The 12,544-nt window shown below is 66.2% G+C and carries 11 protein-coding genes; 9 read left to right on the forward strand and 2 right to left on the reverse strand.

Annotation, left to right across the window (positions count from 1 at the left end; genetic code table 11):
- Nucleotides 1-92: 92 nt before the first annotated feature.
- The 9 genes from J1C49_RS05775 (at nucleotide 93) to J1C49_RS05815 (ending at nucleotide 10,278) form a co-directional block, all read left to right on the forward strand.
- The gene (locus J1C49_RS05775) at nucleotides 93-662 is read left to right on the forward strand and encodes a helix-turn-helix domain-containing protein (RefSeq protein ID WP_227444862.1); all 570 of its coding nucleotides are present in this window, start codon (nucleotides 93-95) and stop codon (nucleotides 660-662) included.
- 9 nt (nucleotides 663-671) lie between these two features.
- Nucleotides 672-1,304, forward strand: coding sequence for a LysE family translocator (locus J1C49_RS05780; protein WP_227444863.1), 633 nt, complete (start codon nucleotides 672-674; stop codon nucleotides 1,302-1,304).
- A gap of 1 nt (nucleotide 1,305) precedes the next feature.
- Entirely contained in the window at nucleotides 1,306-1,680 is a 375-nt protein-coding gene (locus J1C49_RS05785; protein WP_227444864.1) for a GFA family protein, read from the forward strand.
- On the forward strand, nucleotides 1,677-2,300 hold the full coding sequence (locus J1C49_RS05790) for a LysE family translocator (RefSeq protein WP_227444865.1): 624 nt from the start codon (nucleotides 1,677-1,679) through the stop codon (nucleotides 2,298-2,300). The genes J1C49_RS05785 and J1C49_RS05790 overlap by 4 nt, the downstream gene beginning before the upstream one ends.
- 17 nt (nucleotides 2,301-2,317) lie before the next feature.
- On the forward strand, nucleotides 2,318-4,762 hold the full coding sequence (locus tag J1C49_RS05795; protein ID WP_227444866.1) for an FAD-dependent oxidoreductase: 2,445 nt from the start codon (nucleotides 2,318-2,320) through the stop codon (nucleotides 4,760-4,762).
- A 72-nt stretch (nucleotides 4,763-4,834) separates the two neighbouring features.
- Entirely contained in the window at nucleotides 4,835-5,731 is an 897-nt protein-coding gene (locus J1C49_RS05800) for a homocysteine S-methyltransferase family protein (RefSeq protein WP_227444867.1), read from the forward strand.
- Nucleotides 5,732-5,830: 99 nt separating this feature from the next.
- On the forward strand, nucleotides 5,831-8,278 hold the full coding sequence (locus tag J1C49_RS05805; protein ID WP_227444868.1) for an FAD-dependent oxidoreductase: 2,448 nt from the start codon (nucleotides 5,831-5,833) through the stop codon (nucleotides 8,276-8,278).
- 135 nt (nucleotides 8,279-8,413) lie between these two features.
- The gene (locus J1C49_RS05810; protein WP_227444869.1) at nucleotides 8,414-9,061 is read left to right on the forward strand and encodes an RluA family pseudouridine synthase; all 648 of its coding nucleotides are present in this window, start codon (nucleotides 8,414-8,416) and stop codon (nucleotides 9,059-9,061) included.
- Between the two features lie 179 nt (nucleotides 9,062-9,240).
- Nucleotides 9,241-10,278 carry a succinylglutamate desuccinylase/aspartoacylase family protein gene (locus J1C49_RS05815; RefSeq protein ID WP_227444870.1) on the forward strand — a complete coding sequence of 346 codons (1,038 nt, stop codon included), beginning with the start codon at nucleotides 9,241-9,243 and terminating at the stop codon, nucleotides 10,276-10,278.
- Nucleotides 10,279-10,335: 57 nt separating this feature from the next.
- Here the strand turns inward: J1C49_RS05815 and J1C49_RS05820 are convergent, their stop codons facing one another.
- Nucleotides 10,336-11,463 (reverse strand): saccharopine dehydrogenase C-terminal domain-containing protein, encoded by a 1,128-nt coding sequence (locus J1C49_RS05820; RefSeq protein WP_227444871.1) that lies wholly within the window; start codon nucleotides 11,461-11,463, stop codon nucleotides 10,336-10,338.
- A gap of 1 nt (nucleotide 11,464) precedes the next feature.
- Nucleotides 11,465-12,523, reverse strand: a complete 1,059-nt coding sequence (locus J1C49_RS05825; RefSeq protein ID WP_227444872.1) for a saccharopine dehydrogenase — start codon at nucleotides 12,521-12,523, stop codon at nucleotides 11,465-11,467.
- Nucleotides 12,524-12,544 lie beyond the last annotated feature (21 nt).

Here is a 12,544-nt window from a genome sequence, read left to right on the forward strand (position 1 = left end):
CGCGCAATCCGGCATGCGGATGAAAATTGGCTGGATTTTTTCATTCGCTTGAGTCATCGTGAAAATCACAAACAGATTTTCACGAGCCTGCCATGGTTTCCCGATTCGCCGATTCAAGCACTCTGGGTGCTGACTTGCGGGCGCTCCGGCGCACCCGGGGCATGACGCTTCAGGCGCTGGCCGATGCGTTGGGCCGGTCGGTTGGCTGGCTGAGTCAGGTTGAACGTGATCTGTCGGAGCCGTCGATCACCGATTTGCGCCACCTCGCCCGTGTGCTCGATGTGCCCGTCTCGACCCTGTTCGGCGCGGCCCCCGCTCCGGCGGATGAAGCGGGATACGTGGTGCGCAGCCACGCGCGGCGCCCGATCGGGTCCGGGGAGAGCGGGCTTGTGGAGGCGTTGCTGTCGCCGGACCTGACAGATGATTTCGAGGTCGTGCATTCCACCTTCCAGCCGGGAGCGCACCTTGCCGAAGCGGTGACGCGTCCAACGCAGGAAGTTGGCTATATCGTCTCGGGCAAGCTCGACCTTGTGATCGCGAAGCGGTCCTACACGCTTGAAACCGGGGACAGTTTTCGCATCCGCGCCGAACCTTTCGCGTGGTCCAACCCCTATGCCGAACCGGCTGTCGCGATCTGGGTCATCGCGCCGCCGGTCTATTAGGGGGCGCGCGTGGGATGGGACGCTTGGACTGTCTTTGCGGTGTTCTGGGTGTTGTTTGTCACGACCCCCGGCCCGAACGCGGTCAATTGCATCCAGAACGGCATGGCGCTCGGGTTTGCCCGGTCGCTTTGGGGCGTGGCGGGGATCCTGACCCAGGCGACGGCCTTCCTGCTGCTTTCGGCGGCGGGGGTCACGGCGCTGATCGCCGCGTCGCCAGTGGCGTTTCTGGGTGCCAAGATCCTCGGCGCGGGGTTGCTGATCTGGCTTGGGGTTCGAGGCTGGGTCCGTGCCAGCCGCCCGCTCGCAGCGGGACAAGCCGCGGTATCGGGACCGGCGCAGATCTATGGCCGGGCGCTGGCCATCGCCACGATCAACCCGAAATCCGTCGCAGGCTATCTCGCGGCGTTTTCGCAATTCGTCGATCCGACCGTGCCGATCGGCGCGCAGATGGGGGTGATCATGCCGACCGCGCTCACGCTGACGGCGCTGAGCTATTGCGGCTACACGGCGCTTGGCGTGGGCCTCGGCCGGGCGGCCTTGTCCGCAATTGCCAACACGGTGATCCGGCGCGTTCTGGCGGGGTGTTTCATCCTGTATGGGCTGGCGCTTGGGGCGACGGCCGTGCCGCGCAGCGGGGGATGACATGCAGGCTTTGACCGGACGCTGCGCCTGTGGCGCGATTTCCTTCACGGTGACCGGCGCGCCCGCAGGGGCTTCGGTCTGTCACTGCACGCAGTGCCGTAAGATGAGCGGGTTTGCGTGGTCTTCGTCCTATGTGCCGCAGGCGGATCTGCAGATGCGCGGGCCGGTCAAATGGGTCGCGCTCTCGCAGAGTGCGAAACGGGGGATCTGCCCCATCTGTGGCGCGTTCCTGTTCTGGAAAGCCCATGCGGAAGACACGCTGAGTTTTTCGCTGGGGGCTTTGGAGCAACCCACGGGGCTGCGCCTCGAAAAGCACATCTTCACGGCGGAGAAGGGCGATTATTACCAGATCCCGGGCGAGGTGCCGCAGCGATGATCGACACCGCGCTTGCCATTCCGCTCTGGACCTACGTGACCTTCATGGGTGCCGCTGTGGTGCTGTATCTGACGCCGGGCGCGGACATGATGTTCACCATTGCCAGCGGCTTGCGCGGCGGGGCGCGGGCCGGGGTCGCGGCGGCCGCGGGCGTGTCGCTTGGCGTGTTCACGCATGTGCTGATCGCGGCAGCGGGGCTTGCGGTGCTGCTGCTGACCTATCCGGTGGCCTATGACGCCATCCGCTATGCCGGGGCGGCGTATCTCGCGTGGCTGGCGGTTCAGGCCTGGCGCGCCGGACCCTTCGAGCCCGGCCGGAGCGGCCGGGCCGAGATGGGCCGGGCGTTTCGGCGCGGGTTTCTGACCAATATCCTCAACCCCAAGGTCGCGCTTTTCGTGCTGGCCTTCCTGCCGCAATTCACCGACCCCGCCCTCGGGCCGGTCTGGCAGCAGATCCTCATTCTTGGTGTCATCCTCACCTTCGGCGGGTTGGTCACGGTCAGCGCGATCGGGGCCTGTGCCGGGCTTGCGGCAGCGCGTATGACGCGGGCCTCGGGGTGGATGGGCCGGGTTTCGGCCCTCGTATTCGGCGGTCTTGCCATCCGCATCGCTTTGGACTGAACAGGGAGTTCTACGCCATGTCCGATTTTCCGACCCAAGCCCGTGTTGTCATCATCGGGGGCGGCGCCGTCGGTGCCTCCTGTGCCTATCACATCGCCAAGGCGGGCTGGGATGTGGTGCTGCTCGAAAAGAACGAGCTGACCGCCGGGTCGACATGGCACGCGGCGGGCAATTGTCCCAACTTCTCCAACTCCTGGGCCGTGATGAACATGCAGCGCTATTCGTTGTCGCTGTATCGCACGCTGGCCGACGAGGTGGATTACCCGATGAATTACCACGTCACCGGGTCGATCCGTCTGGCGCATTCCAAAGAGCGGATGATGGAGTTCGAGAACGCGCGCTCCATGGGCCGCTACCAAGGGCTCCAACTCGAGATCATGGACGTGTCGGACATGAAGGACCGCTATCCCTTCATGGAAACCCACGACCTTGCGGGCGGCTTGTGGGACCCGGAAGACGGCGATATCGACCCGGCGCAACTCACCCAGGCACTGGCCAAGGGCGCACGCATGGCGGGCGCGAAAATCGAGCGCTTCTGCCCTGCGACCGGTGTGAGCCGCGACGGGGACGACTGGATCGTGCACACCGAAAAGGGCGATATCCGCTGTGAAAAGGTGGTGAATGCCGCAGGCTACTACGCGCAGCGCGTCGGCGAATGGTTCAAGCCCTATGGCGGGCGCACCGTGCCGATGGCCGTGATGAGCCACCAGTTCTTCCTGACCGAGCCTGTGGCAGCACTTGAGGCATGGTCGAAAGACAACGGCAAGCTGCCGCTCCTGCGCGATGTCGACAGCAGCTACTATCTGCGTCAGGAAAAGATGGGCATGAATCTCGGCCCCTACGAGCGCAACTGCAAGGCACATTGGGTGACGCCGGACGATCCGATGCCGGAGGATTTCAGTTTCCAGCTTTATCCCGACGATCTCGACCGGCTCGAATGGTATATCGAGGACGCCATGGCGCGCGTGCCGCTTCTGGGCATGTCGGGCGTGGGGCGCGTGATCAACGGCCCCATTCCTTACGCGCCGGACGGATTGCCGCTCATCGGCCCGATGCCGGGCGTCAAGAACGCGTTCGAGGCCTGCGTCTTTACCTTCGGCATCACGCAGGCAGGCGGTGCCGGCAAGGTGCTCGCCGAATGGGTGACCGAGGGCTGCACCGAGTGGGACATGTGGGCGGTCGATCCGCGCCGCTACACCGATTACACCGACTTCGACTATTGCCGGGACAAGGCGATGGAGGTTTACGGACACGAATACGCGATGCATTTCCCGCATCACGAATGGCCCGCGGCACGCAACAAGAAGCTGTCGCCGGTGCATGACCGCGTGGTGGAAATGGGCGGCCAGATGGGGGCCTATAACGGCTGGGAGCGGGCGAACTGGTTCGCCAAGCCCGGTGACGACACGTCCGAAGCAGCCACGGAGACATGGATGCGCGACGGCCCGTGGGAGCCGCGCGTGCGCGCCGAATGTCTTGCCGTGCGCGACGGGGTCGGGGTGCTCGATCTGCCGGGGTTCTCGCGCTTCAAGGTGCAGGGGCCGGGTGCTGATGCGTGGCTGCGCGGGCTCGTGGCGGGCGCCTTGCCCAAGATCGGGCGCGTGGGTCTGGTCTATTTCGCCGATGACCGCGGGCGCATTGTCACCGAGATGTCGGTGACCCGCGAGGACGAAGACCGTTTCGTGCTGGTCACTGCCGCCAGCGCGCAATGGCATGACCGCGAATGGCTGGAAAGCCATATGCCCACGGATGCACAGTTCGCGATCGAGGACTGGACCCACCGGATGTCCACGCTAATCGTGACCGGGCCGAAATCGCGCGACCTTCTGGGCGGGCTCTGCGCGGCGGATCTCAGCCTACCATGGCTGAGCTTTCAGGAAACCGAGATCGCCGGTGGCTGGGCGGCCCTTCTGCGGGTGTCCTTCGCCGGCGAGCTGGGGTGGGAGATCCACGCGGAAAACGCCGATATGCCCGCGATCTATGCGGCTGTGCTGGATGCCGGCGCGACCCCCTTTGGCATGTATGCGCTGAACGCCCTGCGGCTCGAAAAGGGCTATCGGGCGTGGAAGGGTGATCTGTCCACCGACTACTCGCTGCTCGAAGGCGGGCTGGAGCGGTTTATCCGCTTTGACAAGCCGCAGGATTTCCCCGGCAAGGCGGCCCTTCTTGCCGAAAAACAGCGCGGCGTGTCGAAGCGCTTCGTGACCATGACCGTGGAGGCCAATGGCTGCGACGCGCCTTATATGGCGACGCTCAGCCACGGGGACGCGGTCGTCGGCGAGGTCACGTCTGGCGGCTGGGGCTACCGGATCGACCGGTCGATCGCGCTCGGCATGGTGCGCGCCGATCTCGCGGAGCCGGGCACGGAGCTTGAGGTGGACATTTTCGGCCATCGGTGCCGCGCGACGGTGCAGCCCGACAGGCCGCTCTGGGATCCCGAAAACGCCCGTCTGCGGGCGTGAGCCGTGCCGCGGCCGGGCCCGTGGGCGCCAAGGGGGCGCCATGGGCCAGCCGCCTGAAGGAGGACGCGTTTCATGACGGCGATTACGGTGCTCGACGGTGGCCTGGGCCAGGAGCTGGTCCGCCGCTCGGCCAAGGGGCCCACCGCGCTCTGGTCAACCCGAGTGATGATCGACAACCCCGGTCTCGTGGAGACCGTGCATCGTGATTTCTTCTCGGCCGGGGCAACGATTGCCACCACCAACACTTATGCGATCCTGCGCGACCGCCTGCAGATGGAAGACATCGAGGACCAGTTCGAACCGTTGCTTGCCGCCGCGCTGTCCGAGGCACGGGCCGCGCGGGCCGCGCACGGTTCTGGCCGCATCGCGGGCGCGATCGGCCCGCTCGCGGCCACCTATCGCCCCGATCTGCACCCGCCGGTGGCCGAAGCGATCCCGGCTTATGCAGAGATCGCCACGCTGATCGCGCCGGGATGCGACCTGCTGATCTGCGAAACCGTGGCGTCCCTCACCCATGCCGAAGCGATTCTCGCAGGTGCGCGCGCCGGGGGCAAACCGGTCTGGCTCTCCATCACGGTCAATGATCACGACGGCACGTGCCTGCGCTCCGGTGAGCCGGTGGCCGAGGTTCTGCCGCTCGCCGACAACGGCGGCGCAGCGGCACTTCTGGTCAATTGCTCCATGCCCGAGGCTATCGCGGATGCGCTCCCTGTTCTCGCGCGCGGCGCTCTGCCCTTCGGAGCCTATGCCAACGGATTCACCGGGATCGCACCGGACTTTCTCAAGACCGCGCCCACCGTCGACGCGCTGAGCGCACGACAGGATCTCGGCCCCGAGGCCTATGCCACCCATGTGATGGGCTGGATCGACGCGGGTGCCACCATTGTGGGCGGCTGCTGCGAAGTCGGTCCTGCCCATATCGCTGCCATCACCGACCGCCTCCGGGCGGCCGGCCATACACGCGTGTGACCTTCCGGCCTTCTTTGGGCCCCAAATATCCCGGCGAGTCCGCGCATTCTGCGCGGACGGGGCAGCGCCCCGGCCCGGCCAGACCAAAAGGACAAAGCCATGACCGCTCTTCCCTCGCATGCCCGCGCCGTGATCATTGGCGGCGGCGTCATCGGATGCTCGGTGGCATACCACCTGACCAGGCTCGGCTGGCGCGACGTGGTTCTGCTCGAACGCAAGCGCCTCACCTCCGGCACCACCTGGCACGCGGCAGGTCTGATTGCCCAGCTGCGCGCCTCTGCCAACATGACCCGGCTCGCCAAGTACAGCCAGGAACTCTACGGAACGCTGGAGGGTGAGACCGGCCTTGCCACCGGCTTCAAACGGGTGGGCTCGATCACCGTCGCGCTGACCGCCGAGCGGCACGAAGAGCTGCGCCGCCAGGCCGCCATGGCCCGCGCCTTCGGGGTCGAGATCGAGGAAATCACCACGGCGGAGGTGGCCGACCGCTATCCGCATCTCAACACCGAAAACGTCCTGGGCGGCGTCTGGCTGCCGAAAGACGGCCAGGGCGATCCCGGCAATATCGCGCTGGCCATGGCAAAAGGCGCGCGGATGCGCGGCGCGGTGGTGGCCGAAGGCACCAAGGTTACAGGCGTGCAGCGCGAAGGCACCCGTGTCAGCACCGTCGCGTGGGAGACCGAGAGCGGCGAGACCGGCATGATCACCTGTGACCACGTGGTCAATTGCGCAGGGATGTGGGGCCGTGAGGTTGGCGCGATGCTGGGCACCATCGTGCCGCTTCAGGCCTGCGAGCATTTCTATATTGTGTCCGAACCGATCGAAGGGCTGAGTTCTCTGCCGGTGCTGCGGGTGCCCGATGAATGCGCCTATTACAAGGAAGACGCAGGCAAGATGATGCTCGGCGCCTTCGAGCCGGGGGCCAAGCCCTGGGCGCTGGACGGCATCCCGAAAGACTTCGAGTTCGACCAGCTGCCGGAGGATTTCGACCATTTCGAGCCGATCCTCGAACAGGCGGTCAACCGCATGCCGATGCTCGGAGAGGCGGGCATTCACACCTTCTTCAACGGTCCCGAAAGCTTCACGCCGGACAATGCCTATTACATGGGGCTGTGCCCGGGGTCGGAGAATATCTGGGTCGCGGCGGGGTTCAATTCCATCGGCATCCAGTCGGCGGGCGGCGCGGGCATGGCGCTGGCGCAATGGATGGAGGATGGCGACAAGCCGTTTGACCTCGGCGACGTGGACATCGCCCGCGCGCAGGGCTTCCAGAGCAACCGCAGCTACCTTGCCGCGCGGGTCTCCGAAAGCCTCGGGCTGCTCTACGCAGACCACTTCCCCTACCGCCAGAAGGACACCGCGCGCGGCATCCGGCGCTCGCCGCTGCATGACCGGCTGGCGGAGCGCGGCGCGGTCTTTGGCGAATTTGCCGGCTGGGAGCGCGCCAACTGGTTTGCCGACAAGGGCCAGACCGCCGCTTACGAGTACAGCTGGGGGCGCCAGAACTGGTTCGACAACGCCGCCCGCGAACATGCCGCGATCCGCACCGGTGTCGGCATGTATGACATGTCGAGCTTTGGCAAGCTGCGCGTCGAGGGGCGCGACGCGGAAAGCTTCCTGAACCATGTCTGCGGCGGCGATCTGTCGGTCCCGGTGGGCCGGATCGTCTACACCCAGTTTCTCAACAGCCGCGGCGGCATCGAGGCGGATGTCACCGTCACGCGCCTGTCGGAGACCGCCTATCTCGTGGTTACTCCGGCGGCGACCCGCGTGGCCGACGAGGCCTGGATGCGGCGGCATCTGAGTGACCGCCATGTGGTGATCTCCGATGTGACTGCCGCCGAAGCGGTGCTGGCGGTGATGGGACCAAAGGCGCGCGATCTCATGTCCGCCGTGATCGATGCCGACATCTCCAATGAAGCGCTGCCCTTCGGCATGGCGCGCCAGGTGCATCTCGGGCAGGGCGAAGCGCGCCTGCACCGGGTGTCCTATGTGGGCGAACTGGGCTGGGAGGTGTATGTGAGTGCCGATATGGCGCTGCATGTCTTCGATACGATCATGGAGGCGGGGGCCGATCATGGGCTGAAACTCTGCGGTCTGCACATGATGGACAATTGCCGGGCGGAGAAAGCCTTCCGCCATTTCGGCCATGACATCACCTGCGAAGATCACGTGCTCGAAGCGGGGCTCGGGTTCGCGGTGCGCACCAACAAGCCCGATTTCATCGGCCGCGACGCGGTGCTGCGCAAACGCGAGTCGGGGCTTGAGCGCCGCATGGTGCAGTTCCTGCTCAGCGACCCCGAACCGCTGCTCTATCACAACGAGCCGATCCTGCGCGACGGGGAGATCGTCGGGCACCTGACATCGGGCGCCTACGGCCACCATCTCGGCGCCGCCGTGGGCCTCGGCTACGTGCCCTGTCCGGGCGAAAAACCCGACGCGCTTCTGGCCTCCCGGTTCGAGATCGACGTCGCGGGCAGCCGGGTTGCGGCCACCGCATCGCTCAAACCGCTCTACGATCCCAAATCAGAGCGCATGCGCGCCTGAGCCACGCCGCCCCTCCGCGCGCGCGCCCTGTTTCTTTGGGCCAGAAATATCCCGGGGGTTTGGGGGCAGCGCCCCCATCCGCCCGACCCGGGGGGCGCGCCTTGCAGCAGGCCGCCCCCCGTGCCACAGAGCGGCATGACACCCGATTACAATCCGCCCGCCGATCCGATCCCGATACTGCATGCCGATCACGAACTGCTGGTGGTCGACAAGCCCGCCGGGCTGTTATCCGTGCCGGGCAAGGGCCCGGCCCTTGCGGATTGCCTGATCGCACGGCTGCACGCGCTCTATCCGGAGGTCCGGCTTGTGCACCGGCTCGACCGCGACACGTCCGGCGTCATGATCTTTGCACTGACCCACCACGCCCAACGCCATCTCGGGCTGCAATTCGAGAAGCGTCAGACCAAGAAGATCTATGTCGCCCGGCTCGCAGGCAGGCTGGAGCCCGCTTCGGGGGAGGTGGATCTGCCGCTGATCGTGGACTGGCCGAACCGACCGCTCCAGAAGGTCTGCCACGAGACAGGCAAAGCCGCGCTCACGGGCTGGAAGGTGCTGAAATCCAGCGACGCGGAAACGCGTGTGCGGCTCTTCCCCAAGACCGGGCGCAGCCATCAGTTGCGGGTGCACATGGTGTCGCTGGGTCATCCGATCCTTGGCGATCCGCTCTATGCGCCGGACACGGCGGCGGATTACCCGCGCATGATGCTGCATGCCGAAGAGCTGCGCCTGCGCCATCCCGATGGCGGCGCGCATATGCGGTTCCGCGCGACGACGCCGTTCTGAGCGCAGCCGCGTCTCGCGCACAGCCCGCAGAATGATCGGCGGTTGCGCAACGCGCAGGCGGCCTGCCAGACACATCCGCGACACCGACCGCGCGCAATGGTGCTTGCCCCGTGCGCAGGTTCGGGCTAACTGCCCTTGGTCCTCGTGAGGGGCCGGTTTTCCCGCAAGGTGTCCCTGTCATGCGTCCGCCGTTCACCCTTGGAGATCAGACCATCGCTCCGGGCACCCGCCTTCGGGTCGACCTTCCGGTATCGGTGATGTCCGACCACACGCCCGTCACACTCTCGGCCCATGTGGTGCACGGGCGGCGCCCCGGTCCGGTGATGTTTGTCTCGGCGGCGATCCATGGCGACGAGGTGATCGGGGTCGAGATCGTGCGGCGCCTTTTGCGTGCGGCACCGTTGCGTTCAATGGCAGGCACGCTGATCGCGGTGCCGATCGTCAACGCCTTCGGGTTTCTCAACCATGCGCGCTACCTGCCGGACCGGCGCGACCTCAATCGCTGCTTCCCGGGTTTTGCGGAAGGCTCTCTCGCAGCGCGACTGGCGCATCTTTTCATGCGCGAAATCGTCTCTCGCTGTGACGTGGGGATTGACCTGCATTCGGCGGCAGCCGGGCGCACCAACCTGCCGCAGATCCGGCTGACACCGGGCGACGCGAAGTTGCGCGAGCTGGGGGAGGCCTTTGCCGCGCCGGTGACGTTGACGTCACGAACGCGAGACGGCTCCTTGCGGTTGGCCGCCGACAAGGCCGGCGTTGACGTTCTGCTCTATGAAGCCGGCGAAGGACTGCGCTTTGACGAATTCGCCGCGCGCGCCGGTGTTGCGGGGATCCTGCGCGTGATGGCCCATCTCGGCATGATTTCGGGCCGGGGTGTGCCGCGCGCGCGCCAGGCATCGGTGCTTTGCGAGGACAGCCATTGGCTGCGCGCACCGTCGGGGGGGCTGCTGCGCACCCTGCGCAAGCGCGGGGATTGGGTCGAGGTGGGGGCGGTTCTGGGCGTGGTGTCCGATCCGTTCGGTGAAACCGACGTGGATGTTGTCGCCGACGAAGCCGGTATCCTCATCGGCCGGACCAACCTGCCGGTGGTCAATGAGGGCGACGCGCTGTTCCATGTCGCGCGCCCCGAAAAGCCGCGCACCGCCGAAGCCCTCGCAGAAGGGTTCGAGGCACCGCTGGAGGCCGCGCCGCTGTTTGACGAGGACGAAATCATCTGAGTGTCGCGGGGGCCGGTATCGGCGGACACCGGGATCAGACCCGAGGACCGCCCCGTTTCAGACGTGATCGACGATTGTGAGGTGCTGGGCCAGACGGTCCACCTCGCCCATCCAGCGCGCGACCAGCCGCGGATCGGAGGGCGCGGCGCTCACCCCCGCAGGAATCTCCCGTGACAGGATCGCCTCGACCGCAAGCGATACCGGGATCGAGACCAGCCGCGCCATCGCGGTGCCGCGGGCATCGCCCCAGGCATCCATGACATAGGATTTGTGCCAGACCACGGCCCCATCGGCCTCGGCTTTCAGGGACACGCAGAGCACCACCCGATCAGGCTCGTCCGGGCCATAGGCGTTTTCCTGCAAAAGCTGGTCGGCGATTTCCTGCAACCGCGCGTCGCTGGCGCTGTCCATCTCGGCAAAGATGCCCGACCACGCATCGGCCCAGCCATTCAGCCGCAGGGTGCCACGCACGAAATTCTTGACCTTCCAGCGCGGATCGAAACCGTATTCCTCCATGAACGGCAGGCTGTCCCGGTTCGGGTAGACCTCGAAGGCCTCGGGCGGATCGAGCGGCGCGTCATAGCGGCTGAGCGCCTCCCATGGTTTGCTCACCGTCAGCTCCGCGAAATGCCGGATCGAGCGTGACGTGGAGCGCAGCGCCTTCAGAACGCCGACGGGGGCCCAGGAAAACTTGTAGCGAAACGCATTCGGAATCTTGGGCACGCCGCCGCAATAAGAGATGAAGCTGAGCGCATTGTCCGCGTCATAGGCCGAGGCGGCGCGATAGTCGGCGACGAGGTGATGCGCCATCAGGTGATCGATGCCGGGATCGAGCCCGACCTCGTTGACGAGGCGCAGCCCCTTGGCTCGGGCGGCGCTGTCGAGCGCGCGCATCTCGGGCAGGATATAGCTCGACGAGACAAAATGCGCCCCCGCCGCGAAGGCCATCTCCGCCAGCGGCACGTGCCAGTCCCCGGGGAGCATCGACACGATCACATCTTCGGGCGCAAGCGCGCCGGCCAGCGCATCAGGGTCGAAGACGCGGATGGCGTCGGTCACATCGCCCACCGCCTCTTCGGCCTTGGACCGGGTACGGTTCCAGACCACGACATCCTGTCCTTCGGCGATCAGGCGTTTCAGTCCGGGAACCGAAGACAAGCCCGTGCCGCACCAATGAATAGTCATCTCAGCCCTCCGGAACATGTTTGCGGAATTCTGCCTCCGCGCGCCCCCAGACACCATCGCCTGGCGCGCCCAGCGTCAAGAGGTGTGGCAACAGTTGTTCGGAGAAATCCTCCGAGCTTTCCAGCGGCAGGAGCGAAGGCAGGTTGTCGATTGCCATCACGTCCAGCGGTGGTGCATCGGCCACGCGTGTTGCGGGAGCCTCCCAACTGGTGGCGCGATCGTAAATCGGGATCGGGTTGTAATCGCTGTCGGGATCGCAGGCGATATCGCCGATCACGCGCAGGGCGCGTCCGGGATCGTCGCGCATGGCCGGCGGGACAAAAACCGGACAGCCGGGCCGCGCGAGGATGCAGTTGAAGAAAAGCCCATGCGCGGCGATTTCGGGGAAGGGCCCGCCATGGGCGGTTTCGGCCATGTCCCACTGTGTGACGTCGACACCCATCGCGCTGCAGAAATCACTCGCCCCCGTGCCGACACGCCCCAGCGCGCCGATCACCAAGGCGTCCGGGGCTGGGGCGCCTGACTCCCGCATGGCCCGTGCCACGTCATCGCGCATCGCGGCGGCATCGGGCCAGGTGCTGACCGGGGCGCAAGGCGTGCCGCGTTGCTGCGCAGCCCATGCCAGAAGCGACACCGCCGCCCCTGCATAGCCGGCCCAATAGCCAAACGCGGCGACGCGGCGGCCCGTTTCGTCGGTCAGGTATTCGAGGTCATAGAGCGTGCCGCCCCCGGCAGCAAACCGCGCCAGCAGCGGTCGGCCGAGGCTCTGGCCCTTGAAGGCATGACCAAAGAAGATGTGGCGGTGGGGCAGGGGATCGGTGCTGTCGGGCAACTCCTTGAGCCCGAAGATGAAGGCATCCTTTGGCGCTTCGACCCAGCTGCCTTCGGGCGCGATGGTGGCTCCGGCCTCTGCGAAGGCGTCGATGGGAACGATCCGGCTTGGGCTTTGCTCGACCGTGACCGCAATCCCTGCGGCCTTGAGCGCGGCGACTCCTTTCGGCATGAGGCCGACGCGCTTTTCATTCGCGCGTTGCTCGGCGCGAACCCATAGATGTGGCATTGTCGCTCCCCCCTTGTCTGG

This window comes from Cognatishimia sp. F0-27 (genome assembly GCF_020667845.1).
In the GTDB taxonomy this organism is placed as follows: domain Bacteria; phylum Pseudomonadota; class Alphaproteobacteria; order Rhodobacterales; family Rhodobacteraceae; genus JAFMPQ01.